The organism is Aureibaculum marinum (assembly GCF_003813905.1).
Lineage (GTDB): Bacteria > Bacteroidota > Bacteroidia > Flavobacteriales > Flavobacteriaceae > Aureibaculum > Aureibaculum marinum.
This window is the reverse complement of sequence record NZ_RPFJ01000002.1, coordinates 469,219-494,208: the sequence shown is the minus strand read 5'-3', so window position 1 is coordinate 494,208 and position 24,990 is coordinate 469,219. Positions and strand designations below refer to the sequence as shown.

Below are 24,990 nucleotides of genomic sequence, written 5' to 3'. Positions count from 1 at the left end.
ATGTTTTTAAACAATATTTATTTTATCTGTAAATGTATATGATCATCATGTCTCACAGCTCTGCAACCATGGAAACGGATTTTATCAGAATTGTTTAATCTTAATTGGGTTTTTAGATAGGGCTCAATAAATAGCTTTTGTAGTTTTGGTTGATTTAATAATTCTTCTACTATAATTTTTGTTCTTTTTTCATCAAAATCTAAATCATTAAAAATGCCAAAAGTGAAATATTTTGTGTAGTCATATTGCCAATATCCTTTGCCTAGACAATCTGAATAGGTAGGATTTTCAGAACTTACAAAAGCTCCGTAACCAGATAAAGATGGCTTTTTGTTTGTGCTTTTTCCATCTTTAGTTTTGTACATAAAAGAGATGTCTACTTTTTTTCCATCGTTATGACTTAGATGCGGTAATAATGGAAAGCCATTGTAAAATGGAAAGTTAGCATCCAAATATGTTATCTGAAAATTATATTCGTTATTAATGTTTTGAGCAGAATTTTCTAATAATTCTTTAAGCTCTGGAGTTACATAATTTCGAAATAATAGTGGGTAAATTATGTTTTTTGGTTTCAAATTTTCATTAAAATAAGATAATTCAACTCTGCCAAAATAATTTGCAATAGGAGGAATAATTAGCAAATTAAATAATAAATATAATCCAACAAAGAGATATCTTTTTTTATAGTTTAGTTTGATTGCAACAATTAAAGATATAATCCATATAATTCCTCCAACTTGTGTTAAAACGGTTAGTAGAATTACAATTAGAATATGGATTATATATTTCAATCTTTACTAATCAGTCCAGCTCTTTTCAATAAAGCCTCATTACTAGGCTCTTTACCTCTAAAACGTTTGTATAATTCCATAGGGTTGTCTGTACCTCCTTTAGATAATACATTTTTTAAGAGTTTAGTTGCTGTTTTTTTATTAAAAATTCCTGTTTCTTTAAAGTATTCAAAGGCATCAGCATCCAATACTTCTGCCCATTTATAGGAATAGTAACCGCTAGAATATCCACCTTGAAAAATATGCGAAAATGATGTGCTCATACAATTTTCAATAACATCAGGATAGAGTTGCGTATCGGCAAAAGCTTGTAATTCAAATTCTTTTACATTATCAATTTTTTCGGGAGACTCACCTGCATGCCAATTCATATCTAACAATCCAAAACTGAGCTGACGTAGGGTTTGCATACCTTCCATAAAGTTAGAAGAGTCTTTTATTTTTTGAACCATTTCTATAGGGATTGGTTCATAGGTTTGGTAATGTTTAGCAAATAAATCTAATGCTTCTTTTTCATAACACCAATTCTCTAATAATTGACTAGGTAACTCTACAAAATCCCAATATACATTTGTTCCAGAAAGACTAGGGTAGACCGTATCTGCTAACATGCCGTGTAAAGCATGCCCAAATTCATGAAACAATGTAGTAACTTCGTTAAAAGTTAATAACGAAGGTTTTGTCTCGGTAGGTTTTGTAAAGTTACATACGATAGAAATATGTGGTCTCGAATTTTGATTATCTTTTTTCCATTGACCTTTAAAGGAAGTCATCCAAGCACCATTTCTTTTGCCTTTTCTAGGAAAAAAATCTGCATAAAAAACAGCTATAAATTCATTACTGTCATTAGTAACTTCATAGGTTTTAACATCTTGGTGATACTTATCGATATTTTGAACCTCATTAAACTTTAATCCAAATAGTTTATGGGCAACAATAAACGCTCCATCTATTACATTTTCTAATTTAAAATAAGGTTTTAAAGCTTCTTGATCTAAATTAAACAACTGCTTTTTTAGTTTTTCAGTATAAAAAGCTCCATCCCATTTTTGTAATTGATTAATACCGTCATTTTTTGCAAAATCAGATAGCTTGGTAAACTCTTTTTCTGCAGCAGGTTTTGCTTTTTTTAATAAATCATTTAAAAAATTTAATACCTTTTCTGGAGTTTTTGCCATTCGTTCTTCCAGTACAAAATGAGCATGTGTTTTATACCCTAATAAATTAGCTCTTTCGTGGCGTAATTTAACAATGTTTAATACAATTTGCTGATTGTCGTTTTTGTTATTTTGAAAAGCTCTTGAACCAAAAGCTTTGGCCAGTTTTTCACGTAAATTTCTATCTTCTGCATAAGTCATAAAAGGGATATAGCTTGGATAGTCCAATGTTATTAACCATCCTTCAAGGTCTTTTTCTTTGGCAGCCATTTTTGCAGCTTCTTTTACTCCTTCAGGTAATCCTTTAAGCTGATTTTCATCTATTAAATGCATTTCAAATGCATTAGTTTCAGCCAATACGTTTTCTCCAAATTGTAGCGAAAGTTTTGATAATTTCATGTCAATTTCTCGTAACTTTGCTTTGTCTTTATCATTCAGATTTGCTCCATTTCTAGAAAAACTCTTGTATTTTTTATCCAATAGGGTAGTTTGTTCAACTGATAAATTTAATTTTTCTTTTTGGTTATAAACTGTTTTTATTCGTTCAAATAATTTTTTATTTAATCGTATATCATTCGAAAATTCTGATAATAAAGGTGAAATTTCTTGAGCAATTTTTTGAATTTCATCATTGGTTTCAGCAGAATTTAGGTTAAAGAAAATTGAAGATAATCTATCTAATGTATATCCCGAGAAATCTAATGCTTCTATTGTATTTTTAAAAGTTGGGGGTTCTGGGTTTTCAGTAATATTAGTAATTTCCTCTTTTGCTATTTTTATGGCTTGTTCAAAAGCAGGTTTAAAATGTTTATTTTCAATGTTAGCAAATGGTGCTGTTGCATGTGGGGTATTAAATGGTTGTAATAATGGATTATTCATGTTTATTATAGAATTATCACCCAAGATGAACCGAAAAAAACTTTTTTGAAATTAATAATCTCAATTTAAAATTTTTTGTATCTCAGAATGATTTTAGGTTTAAAATTACTTTTTTGATTTAAGTAGCAACAATTATAGATTCTTATTTAGTCCTTTTTATTTTTGTTGGCTAATTTCTTCAGAAGCTTTATTAACTTTTACTTTTAGCTCTTCTTTATAGTCTATAATTTTTTGTTGAACTTTTTTATCACTACTTCCAAGTATTTGAGCTGCTAATATTCCAGCATTTTTTGCTCCATTTAGAGCAACTGTTGCTACAGGAACACCACCTGGCATTTGAAGGATAGATAAAACAGAATCCCAACCATCAATAGAATTGCTCGATTTAATTGGAACTCCAATTACCGGAAGTGGACTCATTGATGCAACCATTCCTGGTAAGTGAGCAGCCCCTCCAGCCCCAGCAATTATAACTTGTACGCCACGGATATGAGCATTTTTTGCATAATCATATAATTTATCAGGAGTTCTATGAGCCGAAACAATATCAATTTCTATATCTATATTAAATTCATGTAATATTGTAATTGCCTCTTGCATTACTGGCATATCTGAATTGCTGCCCATAATAATTCCAACTTTAGCCATAATTTGATCTTTTTTTTTAATGGATACAAAGATTATTCGTACTTTTATTGACCAAAGATAGTGTTATAGAGAGTAAACTTCAAATAGAAATTTAGAAAATGTTACCATTATTTAATACGGTTATTTCTTGGTTTTTAAAAAAGAGAAAACATCAAATGGAATTATTTCTAAAATATCCAATTGATGTTCAGCATGAGCTGTTAATACGCTTGGTTGAAACTGCCAAGAATACCGAGGTTGGCAAAAAATATAATTTTAGTTCAATTTATAATTATCAGACTTTTAGAGAGAATGTACCTATTCAAAAATATGAGTCTATTGAGCCCTTAGTTGAACGAGCTAGAAGAGGTGAGCAAAATCTATTTTGGCCAACCCATATCCAATGGTTTGCAAAATCTAGTGGAACTACCAATTCAAAAAGTAAGTTTATACCAGTAAGTAATGAGGCTTTAGAATATTGCCATTTAAAAGCTGGTAAGGATATGCTAGCGTTGTATATTAATAATAATGAAGATGCAGGGTTGTTTAATGGTCGAGGATTGCGTTTAGGAGGAAGTAGTGCTATTTACGAAGATAATAATTCTTATTTTGGAGATTTATCTGCTATAATTATTGAAAATATGCCTTTTTGGGCAGATTTTAGTTCTTCTCCAAAATCAGAAGTAGCTCTAATGAGTGAATGGGAAACAAAAATGGATGCCATTGTTAATGAGACTATTAACGAAAATATTACCAGTTTAGTAGGTGTGCCTTCTTGGATGTTGGTGTTGTTAAATGCAGTTTTAGAAAAAACAGGAAAAGATAATATTTTAGAGGTTTGGCCCAACTTGGAAGTATACTTTCACGGAGGAGTAAATTTTAATCCTTATAGAGAACAGTTTAAAAAAATAATTCCTAAAAAAGATTTTAGATATTACGAGACTTATAATGCTTCTGAAGGTTTTTTTGCAATACAAGATTCTAATAATTCACAAGATTTATTATTGATGTTAGATTATGGCATTTTCTATGAATTTATACCAATGACAGAATTTAATGGAGAAGACTCTATAGCTATTCCTTTAGAAGAAGTAAAACTTAATGTAAATTATGCTATTGTAATTACAACCAATGCAGGGTTATGGAGATATCTGATTGGAGATACTGTTAAGTTTGTTTCTCTTGATCCATTTAGGATTCGAATTACCGGTAGAACCAAGAATTTTATTAATGTTTTTGGAGAAGAACTTATCGTAGAAAATGCTGAAGAAGCATTGAAAAGAGTATGTAAAAAGACGGATTCTGTTATTGTTGATTATACTGTGGCTCCCATTTTTATGGAAGGAAAAAAGAAAGGTTCGCACGAATGGATGATAGAGTTTAAAAAAGCACCTGAAAGTATGGGATATTTTACTGAATTGCTAGACAATTCTTTAAAAGCCATAAATTCTGATTACGAAGCTAAACGTTATAATGATATGACCTTAGAAATGCCAAAAATTCATAAAGCTAAATCTGGATTGTTTTACAATTGGTTAAAGAAAAATAATAAATTAGGTGGCCAACATAAAGTACCTCGATTATTCAATAGTAGAAAATTTATGGATGAACTTTTAGAAATGTCCAATTCAAAAAAACTTGTCTAAAATGCATCTTTATTTAATTTTTTTCGTCTAATACTTGTAAAAGCATAATCTGCGTTAAGCGATTTTGTGTAGTATTAATCTTAAAATTTAGAATTATGAGAAATAAAGAATGCAACTGCACTTGCGAAGGATGTAAAGACGGAATATGTGCAAATTGTACTTGCGAAAATTGCACTTGTTCAGGATGTAATTGTTAATTAAAAATTATAACACCTCCTTTTAGGAGGTGTTATTTTAGAGTACAAAATTTAAAAGATGAGGAATACAAAACTTATTTGGAATACCTATTCTGATGATGTCAGACGTTTTATTTTGTCAAAAACCAATGATAAAATTATTACGGATGATTTGTTACAAGAAGTTTTTATAAAAGTACATACTAAAGTTTCTGATGTAACTGATATTACAAAGTTAAAGTCTTGGTTATTTACAGTAGCAAATAATACAGTTTTAGATTATTTTAGAACTAGTAAAAAAAATAAAGTAATAGCAGATAATAAAATTGCAGAAAAAGATATTGAAGATGTAGCTAATTATTCTGTAAATTTTTACGAACACTCTGAACAAGATTGTTTACATGGAATTTTAAAGAATTTAGACAAAAAGTACAGAACGCCATTATTTATGGCAGATATACAAGGATATAAACAACAAGAAATTTCAAAAATTTTAAACCTACCATTGTCCACAGTAAAATCGCAAGTACAACGTGCAAGAAAAATGATTACTCAAGGATTTATGGATTGTTGTGGGTATGAGTTGAACGAAAAAGGTAAATTAGTAGGAGAACTTAAAAGTAAAGAAGATTGTAAAGTCTGTGGTTATGACGGTTATAATTGAGTTTAATAATGGTATGGATTCAAAAATTGAAAAGGTTAAAATTAATTATAGAGGAAATAAAATAACAGCCAGAAACTTAATAGTTTCTTCTGTGTTCCATATAAATATTAATGAAGCATGGCATGAGGTTCAAAAAAGTGCTCTCCTTGAATTTATCTGTAAAGGCAAAGTAAAATTTAAACCTATTACTATTAAATTTCCAACTTATTGGAAAGAAGGGCTGTCTGTAAAAACTAAAATGTTGTTGTATGGATTTATTCCTTTTGGAGGAATTCACACTATTACATTTTCTAAAATTGATTCAAAAAAGTTTACCATAGTAACAAAAGAAAATGATGCTATTGTTAAACTATGGAATCATAAAATTTTTATTGAAAAAATTGATGAGAATAGAATTAGATATACTGATAAAATTGAGTTGTATGCAGGTATACTTACTAGCTTTGTCTCCTATTGGGCTAAATCTTTTTATGAACATAGGCAAAAAAGGTGGCAACTTTTTGTAAGTAATGTAAATGAAGGTGTTTGAGAATAGAATTACCTTTAAAATTTAAGTTTCTTTTTATTAAATTTTTCTCTTAATAACATAGTTAACCATTTCTGTTAATGAATTTTTATAAGCAGAATCAGGATAAGAGTTTAAGATGGTCATTGCCTTGTCGTGGTAGGTTTGCATTTTTTCAATAGTATATTCAATGCCGCCATTATCTTTAACAAAATCAATAATCTGATTTACACGATTTTTATCTTTATTTTTATTCTTTATCGAATTGATAAGCCATTTCTTATTTTTCTCAGAGCAGTTATTTAGTGTGTAAATTAAAGGTAATGTCATTTTGCGTTCTTTAATGTCAATACCTGTGGGTTTACCAATTTTACCATCTGAATAATCAAAAAGATCATCTTTTATTTGAAATGCGATGCCTATGTATTCTCCAAATTTTCTCATTTTTTCAACTTCTTCTTGTGTCGAATTTACAGAGGCAGCACCAATACCACAACAAGCAGCAATTAATGTTGCTGTTTTTTGACGAATAATTTCAAAATAAACTTCTTCAGTAATGTCTAATTTTCTTGCTTTTTCTATCTGTAATAATTCACCTTCACTCATTTCACGTACTGCTACAGAAATGAGTTTTAAAATGTCAAAATCACTATGATCTATTGAAAGCAAAACTCCTTTAGAAAGTAAAAAATCACCAACTAAAACGGCAATTTTATTTTTCCATAATGCATTTATAGAGAAAAATCCTCGACGTCGATTACTATCATCAACAACATCATCATGAACTAAAGTTGCTGTGTGTATTAGCTCAATACAAGAAGCTCCACGGTAAGTGCGATCATTAACTTTACCTCCTGAAACCATTTTTGCAACTAAGAATACAAACATAGGACGCATTTGTTTCCCTTTTCGGCGGATTATAAAATGGGTTATTCTGTTTAATAATGGAACATTAGAAATCATAGAAGCTTTGAATTTTTGTTCAAAGAATTCCATTTCTGATTTTATTGGAAGTTTTATTCGTTCTACTATTTTCAAAATAGATGTAAAGTCTTAGTTTTTTTTCTCAATTTTTGCCCAGCTATCTCGTAAAGGTACCGTTCTGTTAAAGACTAAATTTTCAGTGGAGCTATCTGTATCAACACAGAAATAACCTAAGCGTTGAAACTGGAATTTATCTCCAATGTTAGCTTCTTTAAGACTTGGTTCTACATAGGCATTATCAATTATTTCTAAAGAATTTGGGTTTATAAATTCTTTAAAATCTTTGTCTTTATGATTGTCAGGAGCTTCATCGCTAAATAATCTGTCGTATAAACGTACTTCAGCTTTCACAGCATGTGCTATAGAAACCCAATGTAAAGTACCTTTAATTTTACGTTTGCTCTCTTCTGTACCACTACCGCTTCTGCTTAAAGGATCATAAGTACAATGTATTTCGGTTATTTCACCATTTTCATCTTTTATAACAGATTCAGCCTTAATAATATAAGCATTTTTTAATCGTACTTCTTTACCTAATTTTAATCGAAAGAATTTTTTATTGGCCTCTTCTCTAAAATCTTCTTTTTCAATGTAAATTTCTCTTGAAAAAGGAACTTTTCTAGAGCCTGCATTTTCATCTTCAGGATTGTTTTCTGCTTCTAACCATTCTTCTTTACCTTCAGGAAAGTTAGTTATAACCAATTTTACAGGATTTAAAACTGCCATAACACGCGGTGCAGTTTTATTTAAATCATCTTTAATACAAAACTCTAATAAGGCAACATCAGTAACATTATCACGCTTTGAAATTCCTGCAACTTCACTAAATTTTATGATTGATTTAGGAGTATAACCTCTTCTTCGCAATCCAGAAATTGTAGGCATTCTTGGGTCGTCCCAGCCATTTACATATCCTTCTTCTACCAGTTGTAATAGCTTTCGCTTACTCATTACTGTATAGCTCAAATTACGGCGTGCAAATTCACGTTGTTTTGGACGTAAGTCTTTACCAGAATATACTTGATCTAAATACCAATCATATAATTCACGGTGACTCTTAAATTCTAATGTGCATATTGAGTGTGAAATTTGTTCAATATAATCAGATTCTCCATGAGTCCAATCGTACATAGGGTATATGTTCCAGGTATTTCCAGTTCTATGATGTTCTTTATTGAGAATACGATATAAAATTGGATCTCTCATGTGCATATTTGGCGATGCCATATCTATTTTAGCACGTAGTACATGAGAACCTTCAGGAAATTCTCCATTCTTCATTTTTTCAAACAGTTCCAAATTTTCTTCAATAGACCGATCTCTATTCGGACTATTAGTACCTGCTTCGGTAGGAGTTCCTTTTTGGGCTGCAATTTCAGAAGAGGATTGGTCGTCTACATAAGCTAATCCTTTTTTTATTAACTGAATAGCCCAATCATATAATTGTTGAAAATAATCAGATGAGTATAATTCATTTGCCCATTTAAACCCTAGCCATTGGATGTCTTTCTTAATGGCATCTACATATTCTTGTTCTTCTTTAGCAGGATTGGTATCATCAAAACGTAAATTAACTGGGGCATTATATTTTAATCCCAATCCAAAATTTAAGCAAATTGATGCCGCATGACCAATGTGTAAATATCCATTTGGTTCTGGTGGAAATCGAAAACGCAATTTGTCTCTACTAAGACCATTTGCCAAATCCTCTTCTATAATTTGCTCTAAAAAGTTAAGTGATTTTTTTTCTTCAGACATTAATAATTTGTTTGGAATAGCGTACAAAAATAGGTAAAATATTAATAGTGAAGAGCGTTGATTGTTGTAACATTTTGTTATTTTTTACTACTAATATTTATATATTAAAACAAAACTAAAAAAATAATGCAAAATTTAAAATATACATGCCCTAAATGTAATAATAAGACGTATAAAATTGGTCAACTGCGAGGTACAGGAGGTACCTTAAGTAAAATATTCGATGTTCAAAATCAGAAATATACCTCAGTAACATGCGAAAAATGTTCGTATACCGAATTTTATAAAGCAAAAACTAGTGCGTTAAGTAATATATTTGATTTGTTTACTAATTAGAGTTAAATGCCCAAAAGCATTTTGGCAATTGAAAAGTAAATTAGAATTCCAAAAATATCATTGCTTGTGGTAATAAATGGACCTGTGGCAATTGCAGGATCTATTTTTTGTTTGTGAAGAAATAATGGAATAAATGTACCTATGATTCCGGCAACTATAATTACTACAAATAACGAGATAGATATGGCTAATGATGTTAATATTTCTTTTTTCCAAAACCAAGTAAAACTAAACAATATAATAGATAATGCCAGTCCGTTTACCATAGCCAAAGAAAATTCTTTAAATAGTCTATTTGCTATACTTCCTTTTAAATCGCTATTGGCAATACTTTGAACGATAATTGCCGAAGCTTGTACTCCTACATTTCCAGCCATAGCTCCAATTAGTGGAGTAAAAAAGAATAAAACGGCATGTTTGTTTATCATTTCTTCAAAGCCTCCCATTATGGCAGCTGCTCCAACACCACCAAACAAGCCTAAAAATAGCCAAGGGAGTCTCGCTCTTGAGTGTTGCCAAAGGGTATCATCAGCTTCAATATCTTGAGATATACCAGCCGCCATTTGATAATCTTTATCAGCTTCTTCTTTAATAACATCAACAATGTCATCAATTGTAATTCTTCCTAATAAATGCATATTATCGTCTACGACAGGAATGGCTTCCAAATCATATTTTTGCATTACACGAGCTACATCTTCGGCACTATCATGTACATTTACATAATCTACTTTTGGAATATAAACTTCAGAAATTGGAGTTTTTGTTGAAGTAGTTAATAAATCTTTTAAAGATAACCTCCCTTCCAATTGATTGTTTTCATTAACCACATAAATAGAATGTACACGAGTTACAAATTCTGCTTGTGCACGCATTTCTCTAACGCATTTTAAGACATTCCAGTTATCGTATACTTTAACCAATTCTTTAGCCATTAATCCACCAGCAGAATTTTCGTCATATTTTAATAACTCTTGGATGTCAGCTTTATGCTCTTTATCTTCTATGTTTGAAATTACTTTTTGCTGACGGTCTTCTGGTAATTCGGCTATCATATCTGCCGCATCATCAGTATCTAATTCATCAAGTTCTTTAGCAATTTCTTTTTCAGATAAATTTTGTAATATTTTTTCACGATCATCCTCATCCATTTCCATTAAAATTTCAGAGGTTAAGTCACTGTCAAGTAACTTAATTATATATGTCGCTTCTTCGAGATTAAGGTCTTCTAAAACCTCTGCAATATCGGCATGATGTTCATTTTCTAACAGTTTTAAAAGAGCTTCATCATCTTGGTTTAAGATAAGTCCAGTAATTTGCTCTATTAATTGTTCTGTAATTTCAAATGGCATCGTTTGCTATGCTTTTAGTAAGGTTTATAAACTCTTTAACAGATAATTGTTCGGGGCGTTTGGCAAATATAGTATCTTCTTTTAATTTATCTGATAAATTGAAAATTTTTAAACTATTTCTAATAGTTTTTCTACGCTGATTGAAAGCAGTTTTTACAACCTTAAAGAATAATTTTTCATCAACAGAAAGATTGAAATTTTCTTTACGTATTAATCGAATAACTCCTGAGTCTACCTTTGGAGGTGGGATAAAAACGGATGGAGGTACAGTGAATAAATATTCTGCATCATAAAATGCTTGCGTTAAAACTGAAATAATTCCAAAACTTTTACTTCCTGGCTGGGCGGCAATTCTTTGAGCAACTTCCTTTTGAAACATACCGCATAATTCAGGAACTTTATTTCTGTTTTCTATGGCTTTAAAAATAATTTGTGAGGAAATGTTGTAAGGAAAATTGCCAATAATAGCAATTTGTTTATCATTAAAAATAGTATTTAGATTTATTTTTAAAAAATCTTCTGAAATAATTCTTTCGGTTAAATTAAGATAGTGTTTTTTTAAATAAGCTACTGATTCTATGTCAATTTCAATTACATAAGTTGTATACTTTTGTTGTAATAAATACTTTGTTAATACTCCCATTCCAGGGCCTATTTCTAATACGGTATCGTAATTTTTTTCTGTGAGAGTCTCTGCGATTTTTTTCGCTATATTTTCATCTTTTAAAAAGTGTTGACCTAAATGTTTTTTTGCTTTTACTGACATTAATTCATTTTACGATTTTATAAAATTCTTTACATGGTTAACTACTTTTAATTCTGTTCTGAAGGAGACAAACTTATCTCCAAAAGATTTTAAAGCTTTTTGTCTTAATTCGTCAGCATTTTCAGAGTAATATTTTTCTAAAGTTTCTTTGTTTTTACTTGTGTATTGTATGGAATAGGTTACGCCTCCCATATCTTCCTCTACCATTACTTGGCACATTTTTGCTTCAAAAAATTTACCTGTTTCTAACATTTCTGGAATATGTGTGTTTTGCATCCAATTGAGCCATTCTTGTTCAACAGAAGCGTCTATATTAACAGTTACGTTGTATATGTACATTTTTAATATTGTAATTTATTCTGTTTTAAGGTTTATTAATTTTAATTAATTATATCGCCTCTTAATTTTCTAAATTCTTTTCTGGCTTCTACCAGAAATATACTATTTGGGAATTCAAAAATAATCTTTTGATACATTTCTTTGGCTTTATCATTGTCGCCAAGATAATTTTTATACAATTCTGCTAAATTAAAATAGCAATTGTCTACTAAAATACCTGTAGCATCATTTTCAATTATTTTCAGATAATTATTTTCAGCTAAAGTATACTTATTTGTTTTAGTATAGAGTTCAGCTTGTTTAAATAATGCTTCATTTTCGATAATACTTCCTTTAAATTTTTTTAAAACTAAATTTAAAGTGTCAATAGCGGCTTCGGTTTTATTTTGATAAGCTAATACATCAGCTTTGGCATACATTTTTAAAGAGGTATGTAAAGTGTCCCCGATAATATTATTGGAAATTAATAAATACAATTTTAAGGCATCATTGGCTATTAATTGTGAGGTCGATTTTTTTAAAACTTTAAGTTGTGATAAAGCCCACTTAAAATCTCCTTTAAAATAAGAGGTCTGAGCTACTTTAAAACGAGCTGTTTGAGCTAACGAACTGTTTTTTAAACTTGTTTGTACTTGAGAGTAATTTATCAAAGCTTGGTTAAATTTATTGGAGTAAACCAACACATCTCCTAGTTTTAATTTTATGTCTCCATGTTGGTAATTAGAAGTAGTCTGTGTTAAAGCTTCTTTTAAAATATCAATAGCTTTTTCGGGTTTGTCTTTTGTGAAAGTTAAAAAATCGGCATAGGCCATTTGTAAATCTAGGGTTGAATTGCTGTAGCCATATTTATTAAATAACTCTTCAAATTTTTGTTCTATATTTTCAATTTCTTTTTTTGAAGATGCTGTTTTTATTGCAACATTTAATAGATAATATTCTGCATTTAAAATGATACTATGGTCTTGTGTGTTTTCGAAAATATAACTAAACGCGGCATTGGTAGTGGTGTAGTCTTTAGCTGTAAAAGCGATGTTACCTACATCGGCAATTCTTGATAAATCTTCACCATTTCTTCGGTAAACTGCTTTTTCTTGAATTAATGCTTTATTGTATTCTTTTTCTTGCATGTATAACCAACTGAGCAATTTATTCCATGCATTATTAGGGTTTAGTTGTAATCTTTTTAAAAGTAGTTTTTTAAAAAGTTTATTGTTTTCAGATTCACTATCATCTGTTATAAATCTACCTGTATATCGTTGAACTATTGAATAGTACTGTTCGTTTTTTTCTATCATATTTAGATAGCTATTAAACATATTTTCTACATCTGCCTTTTCTCCATAAAGGAAGGCAACATTCATATCGAAATTTAATTTAGGATTTAATTTCATAGCTCTTTGGTAAGCTTGTAGTGCATAATCTATAAGATGATTTTCTTCAAAAGCACGCCCAATAATACTTCCTTGAAAAGGATCGTTTTCTATAATTTCTAGTGCTTTTTGATAATATGTAATAGCTTCTTCTTTTTTCTTTTGAAGCTCTAGGTTGTACCCAATTTCAACCAAAAGATTGTGCTGTCTTCTGTATTTTTTAAGATGTAGGTTTAACAGTTTTGTGGCATCATCAAAGTTTTCAGTTTTTTGATAGCAAGAAAGTAATCGTTTAAAATAATCTTGTCTTACATCATTTTTTTGATACAACTTCTTATATATTGATGCCGCTTGAACATAATCCCCTCGTTCAAAATACATATTTCCTAAACTTGCATTTTGAGCAATAGCTATTGAAGAGATTAAAAAAAAGAATACAATAATTTTATATTGCATGTCGTTATAACTTATGTCGAAAAATTTTTGGCACATGCATCAAAGGTAATAAAAGAAGTTTTAACTAATTGAAATTTTACATGAGATAAAAATTACTTAACCCAATTTGTATTTTGGCATAATGATTGACATAGTGTTAAAAACAATTAATTTTTTATCATGAAAGAGTTAAAATATCGACAACAAATCGCTAAAGAAAGAGCTACAAACTTTATGAAAAATGGTCAGATTAATGATTATTTTAATGCTCTATTAGAAGTTCAACGATATAAAAAGTTATTAAGGGCAGTGGTGGCTAATTAGTTGAAGTCTTTTAGATAATGTAAACTTTTAATTGTTGTTTTTCAGAAAAATAGTATCTTCTAGGCATTAAAGCTGTTTTTAATTTCTTTTATAAAAAAGATAAAATGTCTGTATATGCTTTTACGCCAAAAGTTTGATGATAAATAGTGTATTTTACATTTATCTACGTTGCAAAAAAGTGATTAAAATAAGACTGATTGTAAACTATTTTTAGTTTAGTCTATAACATCAAAACCTGTATATTTTCTTAGCACTTCAGGTATTATTATGCCATTTTCAGTTTGATAATTTTCTAGTATTCCGGCTAAAACTCGAGGTAAAGCTAAAGAACTACCATTTAATGTGTGTGCCAACTCACTTTTTCCAGCTGAATTTTTAAAACGTAATTTTAACCGATTGGCTTGAAAAGTTTCAAAATTTGAAACAGAACTTATTTCTAACCATCTGTCTTGAGCTGTAGAAAATACTTCAAAATCGTATGTTAAAGCAGATGTAAATCCTATATCTGCACCACATAATCTTAAAATTCTATAAGGTAATTTTAATTCTTTAAGTATGTCTTTTACGTGATTTACCATCTCGTCAAGAGCTTTATAAGAATTATCGGGGTGTTCAATTCGTACAATTTCTACTTTATCAAATTGATGTAATCTATTTAAACCTCTTACATGAGCTCCATATGAACCTGCTTCACGTCTAAAACAAGGTGTGTAACCTGTATGTAAAATAGGAAAATCACTTTCTTTTAATAATACATCTCTATAAATATTAGTAACAGGTACTTCTGCAGTAGGAATTAAGTATAAGTTGTCTCCTGTAATATGATACATCTGTCCTTCTTTGTCTGGCAATTGTCCAGTGCCAAATCCTGAAGATTCATTAACCAATAAAGGTACTTGAACTTCTTGATAACCAACAGCTGTGTTTTTGTCTAAAAAATAATTAATTAATGCTCGTTGTAATTTTGCTCCTTTTCCTTTGTAAACAGGAAAACCAGCTCCAGTTATTTTATTACCTAACTCAAAGTCTATAATGTTATATTTTTTTGCTAATTCCCAGTGAGGTAAAGCTTTATCATGTAATTTTGGAATATCTCCTTCTCTGAAAATTTCCTCATTATCTTCCTCTCCTTTCCCTTCGGGAACTAATGTATTAGGAACATTTGGTATTTGATATAATAAATTGTCTAATTCATTTTGTGCAGCAGTTAACTGTTCATTTAATTGCTTTGAACTTTCTTTAAGTTGACTGGTTTTTTCTTTTAACAAGTTTGCTTTTTGTTGCTCTCCAGATTTGAATAAAAATCCAATTTCTTTAGAGAGTTTGTTAGATTCCGCTAATACTTGATCTAATTTAGTTTGAATAGATTTGCGATTTTCATCAGCAGCTAAAACTTCTTCAATTATTTTGTTGGCATCAGTAAAATTTCTTTTTTCTAATCCTTTTATAACACGGTCTTTATGTTCTCTAATAAAAGCTACTTGTAACATGATTTTTTTATATTAAGTGAGCAAAGATAACGATTGTCAATAGATTTTTGAAAAAAAAGATTTTTTTATCATTTTGAATTATTCATTGAATTCGAGGTTGTTTTTAATGTAGGGTACAACTAGTTTGATTCAAAAAAATAAAGAAATATAAAAGTGAAAAAACTAAGATGGCTGCTTTCTGCTATTTGGTGTAAAAGGCGAGTTTAGATGTGTTTAAAATAAAGCAGAATCAGTTTTTGTTTATATTAACTAAAAGAAATTTCCCCTTGTTTAATCAATGCTCTTGTGGTTGTTTCGTCTTTTTTAATTTGAGCGAATAAATGCTCTAATGAATCAAATTTTTGTTCGTCTCGTAAACGATATGCTATTGAAATTGAAATGTCTTTACCGTATAAGTCACCGTTAAAATCAAGTAAATGTACTTCTATAGTTTGATTTTTGCCATTTATGGTTGGGCGAAAGCCAATATTCATAATACCAAACAAATTCTTATTATTCAGCCTTGTTTTTACAATATAAACACCCGGTTTGGGTATTAGTTTATAATCTTCTTTTATGTTGATATTTATAGTTGGGTAATTGTATTTTTTTCCTAAACCTTTTCCGTGAACAATAGTGCCAGTAAGTAAATATTCATACCCTAAAAAGCTATTAGCTTTTTTTATGTCTCCTTCCAAAAGTGCATTACGTATTTTTGTTGAGCTTACTGCAATGTTTTTAATGTCTTGTGCAGGAATTTCTTCAACTGAAAAGTTGTAAAGTTCTCCGTATTGTTGTAATTGTTCAAAATTTCCTTCTCTGTTTCTGCCAAAATGATGGTCGTAACCAATAACTAATTTTTTTAATTTTAACTGTTGAATTAAAACATTTCTTACAAAATCAACTGCTGTTAATCTTGAAAACTCTTTTGTAAAAGGTTCTATTACTAAAACATCTAATCCTGTTTTTTCTAAAAGAGCAATTTTTTCAGATAATGTTGTAAGTAATTTTAAATCTACCCCTTGTTGTAATACCATTCTTGGATGTGGAAAAAAAGTAAGAATAACAGAGTTACCTCCGTTATTTAAACTTTGTTTAACTAGATTTTTGATAATTTCTTGATGTCCAATATGAACACCATCAAAAGTACCAATAGTTACAATTGACGAATTTTCTTTTCCAGTAAATTCTTTTATGGACCGATGTATCTTCACAAATATAATTTATAGGGCAAAAATAATGAACTGGTTTAGATTTTTTACGTTTAAGTGAAAATTGAGTAAAAAAATGTGATTTTTATCAAAATTGGATGGGTTGCAAAATTAATTAATTTTATAATTCAACTAAACAGATGAAACTTATATTTAAAATTATTTATCTATTAATGTTATTGTTTCGTTAATTTCAGTAATTATCTGTGGAATTTTACCTACTTTAAAATTGAGATTTATTTGTAACTCATTTTCGTTTCTAATTAATTTCAGTTTGCCGTTTGTTACTTTAAAAAAACCAGTACCGCCATTTTTACAATAACAAAATCTTCCAAAAGTCATTTTTACGTGCTGTAAAGCTTTATTAGTTAAAAATAACTGTCTATTTTTCTTATCAATTTCAAAATAAACCAATTCACGATAGTGTCCATCTTCGGTATTTGGAAGTTCTACTCTTTTTAATTCATATTTTATTATTATTTTGTCTCCTTTTGAAACACTAACATCCAGAATTTCTGATTCATTCTGTTTAATTAATAGGTTAGTATTTGGTATTATTTCTATAGAACATTGGTTTTGTTCTAGACAGTTTTTTAGATTAAATGTCTGTTTTTTAAGTGGGTTTTCTGTAGTTGTTGCTTTGCAACTCATTAAAAAAAATAAAATAAAACTGAATGAAAAAAATCTCATAGAAACATTTTTGGTAAAGATATTAAAACTTCATTTAAAAAGTTCTATTATCTTTGTTTCTGCAATGTTTAATTATGAGCTTTAAAAATTACGCTTATTTTCTTTTAGTTATTCTGTTACTATTGTCTTGTAGTAAAGGTTTTTCTCAAGAAAATACCCTTTGGTCTAAAGTTGACTTTGTAGAAAGTTCTGAGCAAATATTGCCAACCAATGCAATCACTAAAAAGCATCAACTTTTTAATTTAAATATTAACCAGTTAAAAAATAGGCTCAAGTTTAACCTCAAGAGTAGTAATAATTCTAAAGTTGTTGAATTACCTGATGCGGAAGGTAATCTTGTTAAGTTTAAGGTAGCTGAAACTCCAATTTTACATCCAGATTTAGCAAAAAAATTTCCTTCAATAAAATCTTACAAAGGGCGAGGAGTAAACGATGGCTCTTTAAAAGTTTATTTTAGTATTAGTGATTTAGGTTTTCATGCTATTGTTTTATCTTCACAAAAAGGGACAATGTTCATTGATCCATATACTGAAAATAGAGAAAAATATCACGTTTATTATAAAAAGGATGTATTAACAGATAAACTTTTTGAGTGTTCTGTTGAAGAAGAAGAAATAGTCAAGTTGAAAAGTAAAGTGCGTAAAAAGGTTATTAATGATCTAAAATTACGTACGTATAGGTTGGCATTAGCAGCAACTGAAGAGTATTCTAATTTTCATGTTGATGCTGCAGGATTAGGAGCTGGAAGTGCCCGAGTCGATTCTATCAGTGTCGTATTATCTGCTATGGTAGTAACTATGAATAGAGTGAACTCAATTTTTGAACGTGATCTTGCAATAACTATGCAATTAATTGCTAATAATGATCAACTTATCTATTTAGAAACTGATTCAGGTAATGATCCTTACACAAATGATAATGGTTCTGCTATGCTAGTTCAAAATCAGAATAATATTAATAGTGTTATTGGTGCTTCAAATTATGATATTGGACATGTTTTTAGTACAGGAGGTGGAGGTGTTGCTAGTTTAGCTTCTGTTTGTGGTTCTAATAAAGCCAAAGGAGTTACGGGTTCTATTTTTCCTGTGGGTGATAGTTTTAACATAGATTATGTTGCACATGAAATGGGGCATCAATTTGGAGCCAATCATACTTTTAATGGTACAGCTGGTAATTGCGGTGGTGGTAATAGAAATGATGCTACTGCAGTTGAACCCGGTAGTGGCTCTTCTTTAATGAGTTATGCCGGTATTTGTGGCCCACAACAAAATATTCAAGGAAATAGCGATAGCTATTTTCATGTAGTGAGTATTGCTGAAATATATGATAATATAATAAATGGAGGCTCTTGTGCTACAGTTTCTAGTTTTTCGTATAATTTAAATGTGCCAACTGCTAATGCAGGAAGTGATTATGTTATACCAAAATCTACGCCTTTTGTATTAAAAGGATTGGGGTCAGATTTAGATGGAGATGTATTAACATATTGTTGGGAACAAATAGATAATGAGGTGAGTGGTATTTCTATACCTCCTTCATCTACGCAAACAGTAGGTGCTGTTTTTCGCTCGTATTCTCCTACTTTAGAATCGGATAGGTATTTTCCCGATATGCAAACATTGACTTCAGGAGGAATCTCTACTTGGGAAGTTTTACCAGATGTTTCTAGAACTATGAATTTTGCTTTAACTGTAAGAGATAATGTGGTTGGTGAGGGGCAAACAGCTACGGATAGTGTCAAGATAACAGTAACAGATGCTGCAGGTCCGTTTGTAGTAACTTCACAAAATACTACTGGATTGTCTTGGAAAGTTAATGATTCCAAAATTATTAATTGGGATGTTGCAGGTACAACAGCAAATGGAATCAATGAAAATAATGTGAATATTTTATTGTCTTTAGATGGAGGGTTAACTTTTCCTGTTGTTTTAGCTTCAAATACACCTAATGATGGAACTGAAAGTATAATCGTACCAAATACCCCTTCGCCTAATGCAAGAATTATGGTGCAGGCGGTTTCCAATATTTTCTTCGCTGTTAATGCTGAAAATATTTCTATAGGTTCTTTTGAAACTACTTGTTCTACATATCAATCTTCTGATGTACCAAAGTCTATCCCTGATGCTAATACAGCAGGCATAGTTTCAACAATAAATGTAGCAAATAATTTTTTGGTCTCGGATGTAAATGTTTCTTTAGATATTTCACATTCGTGGTTGTGGGATTTACAGATTTATTTAAAAGCACCAGACGGTACTGAGGTTTTAATTTATGACCGAACTTGTGGCTCTTCAGGGCAGCAAAGAGAGAATATAAATGCTACTTTTGATGATGGAGCTAGTGCTGTTAATTGTAGTTTTTCTGATCCGGCCATATCAGGAACAACAAAAGGGTCAAATTTGTTGTCAACGTTTAATGGAGTTTCATCTTTGGGTAACTGGCAGTTAAAAGTTGTAGATAATTCTCATGGAGATGTTGGTACCTTAAATAATTGGTCAATAGAATTGTGTCAAACAAATCAAACCGTTGGTGTTGATGATTATGGTTTTAATGAGTTTAGAATTTATCCAAACCCTTTCAATAATGAAATACATCTGACTTTTGAATCCAATTCTTCTGATGATGTCTTAATTTCGTTATTTGATACTACTGGTAGGCAAGTTTTAAGGAGAAAATATGCTAATCAAACCACAATATTTGATAAGTATTTGAATTTCAGTAAAATATCTTCTGGGGTTTATATTTTAAAAATTCAAAAAGGAAGATTTAGTACTTCAAAAAAAATAATAAAGTATTAATTTGATAAATATCGTAGCTTGATTTTTGATATTTCGTAAAATTTAATTAAAAAAATTTGTATTTTGCGAACTTATTAACTCAAATTGATAGTATTATGATTAAATATTTTGCTCTTGCATTTTCATTAATGTTTTTTGCTTTAACTAATGCACAAACCGTTGTGTCTGGTAAAGTGTCAGATTCGAATGGCGAGCCAGTTCCAGGTGCTAATATTATTGTAGTGGGTACTGCTGCAGGTACTGCCACAGATTTTGATGGCCTCTTTACGTTAAAAGTAAATCAAACACCGCCATTTTCTATTCAAGCAAGTTTTTTGGGGTTAGAATCAGTAACTGCTGAAGTAACTAGTAATAACCAAACAATAGATTTTGTTCTTAAGGAAAGTAACGAGTTGGATGAAGTTGTAATTTCGGCTTCTCGAACACCAGAACGTATACTTGAATCTCCAGTAACTGTAGAACGTATGGATGCTAGAGATATAAAAAATACATCTTCTGAAAGTTTTTACAATGGTTTAGAAAACTTAAAAGGTGTAGACGTGAGTACAAGTAGTTTAACTTTTAAATCTGTTAATACAAGAGGTTTTGCAACATTTGCAAACACTAGATTTATGCAGTTGGTAGACGGTATGGATAATTCTTCCCCAGCATTAAATTTTGCTCTTGGTAATTTATTAGGTATGTCAGAATTAGATGTAAATACTGTTGAATTACTGCCAGGAGCCTCCTCAGCTTTGTATGGTGCTAATGCATTTAATGGTATTTTGTTTATGACAAGTAAAAACCCTTTTGACGATGATGGTATTAGTACATATTTTAAAACTGGAGTTACAATGCAAGATGCAGCAGGCGATAATCCTTATTATGATTTAGGTATTAGAGCTGCATATAAATTTAGTGATAAATTTGCCGCGAAGGCAACATTGTCTTATTTACAAGGTACAGAGTGGTATGCCACAGATTATAATCAATACGTAGATGCAGGAGCTGGTAATCCAGATGTTATAATACCTACTGTTGGTAATGCTACATCATTTGATCAAGCAAATATTTATGGAGATGAAGTTGCTGTACCTCTTGATTTTGAAGCCTTAGCCTTAGGAGCTGGTTTTCCTCAATCAGTAGCTGAGGCGTTAGGAACTCAAACTATTTCTAGAACTGGTTATAAAGAATCTGATTTAACAGATTATAAAGCAGAAAGTGTTAAAGCTGCTTTTGCTTTTCATTATAGACCCTTTGCTGATGATTTAGAAGTAATTTATAATGCTAAGTTTGGTATAGGTAATACTATTTATCAAGGTGCTAATAGATATAATATTAATAATTTTCTTATGCAGCAACATAAGCTCGAAATTAGAAATGATAATTTCTTTTTAAGAGGATATATCACTGATGAGAATGCTGGAGATTCTTACGATATGAGATTTGCTGGAATTAATATGAATAAAGCAAATGCAACGCAATGGTTTGGTGCTTATGCTCAAACATTTTTAGGAGCCATTGCTCAAGGTTCTGGACAAGATGCTGCCCATGCTGCTGCAAGACAATTTGCAGATGCAAACGTAACGTTGCAACCAGGTACACCTGAATTTGATGCTCAGTTAGAAGCTATCACCTCGGATCCAGATTTAAATACAGGGGCAAAATTTCAAGATCAAACTAAGTTGTATCATGTAGATGGAAATTATAATTTCCATAATTTAATAGATTTTGCTGAAATTCAAATCGGAGGTTCTTATAGAGAATATGCGTTAAATTCTAGCGGTACAATTTTTACCGATTATGACGGAGCAATCCATTATGATGAATATGGTGCATATATGCAAGTTCAGAAGAAATTAGTTGATGAAAGGCTAAAGCTTACGGGGTCAATTAGATATGATAAAGCACAGAATTTTGATGGAAACGTTTCTCCTAGAATCTCGGTTTCTTATTCACTTGGAGAAGGTAAAACTAGAAACTTAAGATTTTCATATCAAACAGGATTTAGAAATCCGACTACTCAAGATCAATATATTGGTTTAGATGCTGGTCAAGCTATTTTAGTAGGTTCAGCTCCTGATAATTTAGATAGATATACATCTAAACCTTTAGACAATAGTTTGCAGTCTCAGGCATTAGGTTTTCCTGCAACAGTACAGTTAACGGGTAGAGATGCTTATGAAAATTCATTTACATTGGCATCAGTAATGGCTTTTGGAGCTAGTGCAGCCCAAGGAGCTCCTAACCCTGGTTTGTTAGAGGTTGCTGATTTTGATTATGTAAAACCAGAAAGAGTTCAAGCCTTTGAAATTGGATATAGAGCAGGTTTTGGAAGGTTAATGTTAGATGCAAGTGCTTATTATAATATATATGAAGATTTTATTGGAAATAAAACAGTAGTATCTCCACATTATGGAAGTGTAAATTTAGCTTCGGACATTACTAATTTACCACCTGAATTGGGAGGGCCAATTCCTACAGCTATTATAGCTATTGGTAATGGAGATTATCAGCCATTTCAACTGTATACAAATTCAGAAGCAGATATTTCTTCTTATGGAGCTACAATAGGTGTTTCTACTAAAGTATTTAATAGTTTTGATTTTGGAATTAATTATACGTATGCCAAATTTGACTTTGATCAATCATCAGATCCAGATTATGAAGCAGGATTTAATACACCTGAACATAAAGTAAAAGTTGGTTTTGGAAATACAAGTCTTTTTAAGAATTTTGGGTTCCAAATTGATTATAGATGGAGTGATGAATTTTTATGGGAATCATCTTTTGCTGATGCTATGATTGATGCTAGAAGTGTTGTTGATGCTCAAGTTAATTACAGTATTCCTAAAATGAAATCTATATTTAAATTAGGAGGTACTAATATTGGAGGAAAAGAGTTTATGAGTGCTCCAGGTACAGGATCTCTTGGTTCTATGTATTATGTGTCTTGGATAATTAATTTATAAAAGTATAGATAAGAATTAAAAAAGCCTCACCATGAAGTGAGGCTTTTTTGTGTTTATAATTTGTGTTGATAATCAAACTAATAGGTTTAAAAATAATTTAAAAAAACACTTTTACAATAAGTATAAATAATTTACCTTTGCAGCTCGTAAAAACGAGAATATTTTACTCCTTAGTTTTTGTGTATAAGGTAGTAATTGTGTTCAAATTTAAAATGAAACCAAAATAATTATAAATAATGGCGAAAGTTACAGGTAAAGTTGCTCAGATTATTGGTCCGGTAATTGATGTTGAATTTTCAACAGATTCAGACCTTCCTAAAATTCATGACTCTTTAGAGATAATCAGAAAAGATGGTTCAGTCCTAGTGCTAGAGGTAGAACAACATATTGGTGAAGATACAGTTCGATGTATAGCTATGGATTCAACAGACGGTTTAAGTAGAGGTTATGAAGTAACAGCTACAGGAAATCCAATTCAAATGCCAATTGGAGATAATGTTTATGGACGTTTGTTTAACGTAACTGGAGACGCTATTGATGGATTAGGTAATTTACCTAAAGAAGGAAAAGATGGTTTGTCAATTCATCGTAAAGCACCAAAATTTGAGGATTTATCTACTTCAACTGAAGTCTTATTTACAGGTATCAAAGTAATTGATTTAATTGAGCCTTATGCTAAAGGTGGTAAAATTGGATTATTTGGTGGTGCAGGTGTTGGTAAAACGGTATTAATTCAAGAATTAATTAACAATATAGCCAAAGGTCATGGAGGTCTTTCTGTGTTTGCTGGAGTTGGTGAACGTACAAGAGAAGGAAATGATTTACTTCGTGAGATGTTAGAGTCAGGTATTATTAAATATGGAGATGATTTTATGCACTCTATGGAAGAAGGAGGATGGGATTTATCTAAAGTAGATAAAGAAGGTTTGAAAGAATCAAAAGCCACTTTCGTTTTTGGTCAAATGAATGAACCTCCAGGAGCACGTGCACGTGTTGCTTTATCAGGTTTAACTATTGCTGAGTATTTCCGTGATGGAGCTGGAGATGGTCAAGGTAAAGATGTGCTGTTTTTTGTTGATAATATTTTCCGTTTTACACAAGCGGGTTCTGAAGTTTCAGCTTTATTAGGTCGTATGCCTTCTGCGGTAGGTTACCAACCAACATTAGCAACTGAAATGGGAGCTATGCAAGAACGTATTACTTCTACTAAAACAGGTTCTATTACTTCAGTACAAGCAGTTTATGTACCTGCAGATGATTTAACAGATCCTGCACCAGCAACAACATTTGCTCACTTAGATGCTACAACAGTATTGTCTCGTAAAATTGCTGAGTTAGGTATTTATCCAGCAGTTGATCCTCTAGATTCTACTTCTAGAATTTTAAATGTTGAGACTTTAGGGCAAGAGCATTATGATTGTGCTCAAAACGTAAAAGAGTTATTACAACGTTATAAAGAATTACAAGATATCATCGCTATTTTGGGGATGGAAGAATTAAGTGAAGAAGATAAGTTAGTAGTACATAGAGCACGTAGAGCTCAACGTTTCTTATCTCAACCTTTTCATGTAGCAGAACAGTTTACCGGTATTCCAGGAGTTTTAGTTGACATTAAAGATACTATTAAAGGATTTAATATGATTATGGATGGTGAATTAGACCATTTACCAGAGTCAGCTTTTAATTTAAAGGGTTCTATACAAGAGGCTATCGAAGCAGGTGAAAAAATGTTAGCGGAAGCTTAGATTTTAAATATTAAAAT

General features: G+C 30.6%; 20 protein-coding genes. 8 read left to right on the top strand and 12 right to left on the bottom strand.

The annotated features are described in order from the left end of the window. Positions 1-17: 17 nt before the first annotated feature. From EGM88_RS02840 to purE, 3 genes are all read right to left on the bottom strand, one after another. Entirely contained in the window at positions 18-791 is a 774-nt protein-coding gene (locus EGM88_RS02840; protein ID WP_123896454.1) for a hypothetical protein, read from the bottom strand. After that, on the bottom strand, positions 788-2,827 hold the full coding sequence (locus EGM88_RS02835; RefSeq protein WP_123896453.1) for a M3 family metallopeptidase: 2,040 nt from the start codon (positions 2,825-2,827) through the stop codon (positions 788-790). Before EGM88_RS02835 ends, EGM88_RS02840 begins: the two co-directional genes overlap by 4 nt. Before the next feature lie 156 nt (positions 2,828-2,983). Further along, on the bottom strand, positions 2,984-3,475 hold the full coding sequence (purE, locus tag EGM88_RS02830) for a 5-(carboxyamino)imidazole ribonucleotide mutase (RefSeq protein WP_123896452.1): 492 nt from the start codon (positions 3,473-3,475) through the stop codon (positions 2,984-2,986). Between the two features lie 98 nt (positions 3,476-3,573). Between purE and EGM88_RS02825 the strand changes: the two genes are divergently transcribed. The 3 genes from EGM88_RS02825 (at position 3,574) to EGM88_RS02815 (ending at position 6,469) form a co-directional block, all read left to right on the top strand. Further along, a complete protein-coding gene (locus tag EGM88_RS02825) occupies positions 3,574-5,100 on the top strand; it encodes a GH3 auxin-responsive promoter family protein (RefSeq protein WP_123896451.1) in 1,527 nt (508 codons plus the stop codon). A gap of 255 nt (positions 5,101-5,355) precedes the next feature. Further along, a complete protein-coding gene (locus tag EGM88_RS02820) occupies positions 5,356-5,940 on the top strand; it encodes a sigma-70 family RNA polymerase sigma factor (RefSeq protein WP_123896450.1) in 585 nt (194 codons plus the stop codon). Beyond that, positions 5,924-6,469: a hypothetical protein gene (locus EGM88_RS02815; protein ID WP_123896449.1), complete on the top strand. Its 546-nt coding sequence runs from the start codon at positions 5,924-5,926 to the stop codon at positions 6,467-6,469. The genes EGM88_RS02820 and EGM88_RS02815 overlap by 17 nt, the downstream gene beginning before the upstream one ends. Before the next feature lie 36 nt (positions 6,470-6,505). Here EGM88_RS02815 and EGM88_RS02810 read toward each other — a convergent pair whose 3' ends face one another. Both EGM88_RS02810 and EGM88_RS02805 read right to left on the bottom strand, forming a co-directional pair. Then, complete coding sequence (locus EGM88_RS02810; RefSeq protein ID WP_123896448.1) at positions 6,506-7,483, bottom strand: polyprenyl synthetase family protein; 978 nt, start codon at positions 7,481-7,483, stop codon at positions 6,506-6,508. A gap of 15 nt (positions 7,484-7,498) precedes the next feature. Further along, the gene (locus EGM88_RS02805; RefSeq protein WP_123896447.1) at positions 7,499-9,187 is read right to left on the bottom strand and encodes a glutamine--tRNA ligase/YqeY domain fusion protein; all 1,689 of its coding nucleotides are present in this window, start codon (positions 9,185-9,187) and stop codon (positions 7,499-7,501) included. A 126-nt stretch (positions 9,188-9,313) separates the two neighbouring features. On the opposite strand from EGM88_RS02805, the gene EGM88_RS02800 reads away from it, so the two are divergent. Further along, positions 9,314-9,523 (top strand): zinc ribbon domain-containing protein, encoded by a 210-nt coding sequence (locus tag EGM88_RS02800; protein WP_123896446.1) that lies wholly within the window; start codon positions 9,314-9,316, stop codon positions 9,521-9,523. A gap of 2 nt (positions 9,524-9,525) precedes the next feature. On the opposite strand, the gene mgtE is transcribed toward EGM88_RS02800, so the two are convergent. From mgtE to EGM88_RS02780, 4 genes are read right to left on the bottom strand one after another with little or no spacing between them, the layout of a single operon-like run. Next, the gene (gene mgtE / locus EGM88_RS02795) at positions 9,526-10,875 is read right to left on the bottom strand and encodes a magnesium transporter (RefSeq protein ID WP_123896445.1); all 1,350 of its coding nucleotides are present in this window, start codon (positions 10,873-10,875) and stop codon (positions 9,526-9,528) included. Beyond that, complete coding sequence (gene rsmA / locus EGM88_RS02790) at positions 10,865-11,641, bottom strand: 16S rRNA (adenine(1518)-N(6)/adenine(1519)-N(6))-dimethyltransferase RsmA (RefSeq protein ID WP_123896444.1); 777 nt, start codon at positions 11,639-11,641, stop codon at positions 10,865-10,867. Before rsmA ends, mgtE begins: the two co-directional genes overlap by 11 nt. A gap of 9 nt (positions 11,642-11,650) precedes the next feature. Then, positions 11,651-11,980, bottom strand: coding sequence for a DUF4286 family protein (locus EGM88_RS02785; RefSeq protein WP_123896443.1), 330 nt, complete (start codon positions 11,978-11,980; stop codon positions 11,651-11,653). A 41-nt stretch (positions 11,981-12,021) separates the two neighbouring features. Beyond that, on the bottom strand, positions 12,022-13,806 hold the full coding sequence (locus tag EGM88_RS02780; protein ID WP_162497535.1) for a tetratricopeptide repeat protein: 1,785 nt from the start codon (positions 13,804-13,806) through the stop codon (positions 12,022-12,024). Positions 13,807-13,965: 159 nt separating this feature from the next. Here EGM88_RS02780 and EGM88_RS15905 point away from each other — a divergent pair, with 159 nt between their 5' ends. Next, positions 13,966-14,109: a hypothetical protein gene (locus EGM88_RS15905; RefSeq protein ID WP_203229414.1), complete on the top strand. Its 144-nt coding sequence runs from the start codon at positions 13,966-13,968 to the stop codon at positions 14,107-14,109. 215 nt (positions 14,110-14,324) lie between these two features. On the opposite strand, the gene serS is transcribed toward EGM88_RS15905, so the two are convergent. The 3 genes from serS to EGM88_RS02765 form a co-directional block, all read right to left on the bottom strand. Then, a complete protein-coding gene (serS, locus tag EGM88_RS02775) occupies positions 14,325-15,599 on the bottom strand; it encodes a serine--tRNA ligase (protein ID WP_123896441.1) in 1,275 nt (424 codons plus the stop codon). A 245-nt stretch (positions 15,600-15,844) separates the two neighbouring features. Then, the gene (locus EGM88_RS02770; protein ID WP_123896440.1) at positions 15,845-16,792 is read right to left on the bottom strand and encodes a bifunctional riboflavin kinase/FAD synthetase; all 948 of its coding nucleotides are present in this window, start codon (positions 16,790-16,792) and stop codon (positions 15,845-15,847) included. Positions 16,793-16,948: 156 nt separating this feature from the next. Beyond that, positions 16,949-17,440, bottom strand: coding sequence for a hypothetical protein (locus tag EGM88_RS02765; protein ID WP_123896439.1), 492 nt, complete (start codon positions 17,438-17,440; stop codon positions 16,949-16,951). Between the two features lie 113 nt (positions 17,441-17,553). On the opposite strand from EGM88_RS02765, the gene EGM88_RS02760 reads away from it, so the two are divergent. The 3 genes from EGM88_RS02760 (at position 17,554) to atpD (ending at position 24,973) form a co-directional block, all read left to right on the top strand. After that, positions 17,554-20,277: a T9SS type A sorting domain-containing protein gene (locus EGM88_RS02760; RefSeq protein ID WP_123896438.1), complete on the top strand. Its 2,724-nt coding sequence runs from the start codon at positions 17,554-17,556 to the stop codon at positions 20,275-20,277. Between the two features lie 95 nt (positions 20,278-20,372). Next, the gene (locus EGM88_RS02755; protein ID WP_123896437.1) at positions 20,373-23,228 is read left to right on the top strand and encodes a TonB-dependent receptor domain-containing protein; all 2,856 of its coding nucleotides are present in this window, start codon (positions 20,373-20,375) and stop codon (positions 23,226-23,228) included. Between the two features lie 236 nt (positions 23,229-23,464). Beyond that, entirely contained in the window at positions 23,465-24,973 is a 1,509-nt protein-coding gene (gene atpD / locus EGM88_RS02750) for a F0F1 ATP synthase subunit beta (protein WP_123896436.1), read from the top strand. Positions 24,974-24,990 lie beyond the last annotated feature (17 nt).

What these genes read in the sequence shown, in the direction of transcription:
- mgtE (WP_123896445.1), bottom strand. Translation starts at nt 10,875, where the DNA reads ATGCCATTTGAAATTACAGAACAATTAATAGAGCAAATTACTGGACTT.
- EGM88_RS02780 (WP_162497535.1), bottom strand. Translation starts at nt 13,806, where the DNA reads ATGCAATATAAAATTATTGTATTCTTTTTTTTAATCTCTTCAATAGCT.
- EGM88_RS02815 (WP_123896449.1), top strand. Translation starts at nt 5,924, where the DNA reads ATGACGGTTATAATTGAGTTTAATAATGGTATGGATTCAAAAATTGAA.
- EGM88_RS02755 (WP_123896437.1), top strand. Translation starts at nt 20,373, where the DNA reads ATGATTAAATATTTTGCTCTTGCATTTTCATTAATGTTTTTTGCTTTA.
- EGM88_RS02760 (WP_123896438.1), top strand. Translation starts at nt 17,554, where the DNA reads ATGAGCTTTAAAAATTACGCTTATTTTCTTTTAGTTATTCTGTTACTA.
- atpD (WP_123896436.1), top strand. Translation starts at nt 23,465, where the DNA reads ATGGCGAAAGTTACAGGTAAAGTTGCTCAGATTATTGGTCCGGTAATT.
- EGM88_RS02765 (WP_123896439.1), bottom strand. Translation starts at nt 17,440, where the DNA reads ATGAGTTGCAAAGCAACAACTACAGAAAACCCACTTAAAAAACAGACA.
- EGM88_RS02785 (WP_123896443.1), bottom strand. Translation starts at nt 11,980, where the DNA reads ATGTACATATACAACGTAACTGTTAATATAGACGCTTCTGTTGAACAA.
- serS (WP_123896441.1), bottom strand. Translation starts at nt 15,599, where the DNA reads ATGTTACAAGTAGCTTTTATTAGAGAACATAAAGACCGTGTTATAAAA.
- rsmA (WP_123896444.1), bottom strand. Translation starts at nt 11,641, where the DNA reads ATGTCAGTAAAAGCAAAAAAACATTTAGGTCAACACTTTTTAAAAGAT.
- EGM88_RS02805 (WP_123896447.1), bottom strand. Translation starts at nt 9,187, where the DNA reads ATGTCTGAAGAAAAAAAATCACTTAACTTTTTAGAGCAAATTATAGAA.
- EGM88_RS15905 (WP_203229414.1), top strand. Translation starts at nt 13,966, where the DNA reads ATGAAAGAGTTAAAATATCGACAACAAATCGCTAAAGAAAGAGCTACA.
- EGM88_RS02835 (WP_123896453.1), bottom strand. Translation starts at nt 2,827, where the DNA reads ATGAATAATCCATTATTACAACCATTTAATACCCCACATGCAACAGCA.
- EGM88_RS02820 (WP_123896450.1), top strand. Translation starts at nt 5,356, where the DNA reads ATGAGGAATACAAAACTTATTTGGAATACCTATTCTGATGATGTCAGA.
- purE (WP_123896452.1), bottom strand. Translation starts at nt 3,475, where the DNA reads ATGGCTAAAGTTGGAATTATTATGGGCAGCAATTCAGATATGCCAGTA.
- EGM88_RS02825 (WP_123896451.1), top strand. Translation starts at nt 3,574, where the DNA reads ATGTTACCATTATTTAATACGGTTATTTCTTGGTTTTTAAAAAAGAGA.
- EGM88_RS02800 (WP_123896446.1), top strand. Translation starts at nt 9,314, where the DNA reads ATGCAAAATTTAAAATATACATGCCCTAAATGTAATAATAAGACGTAT.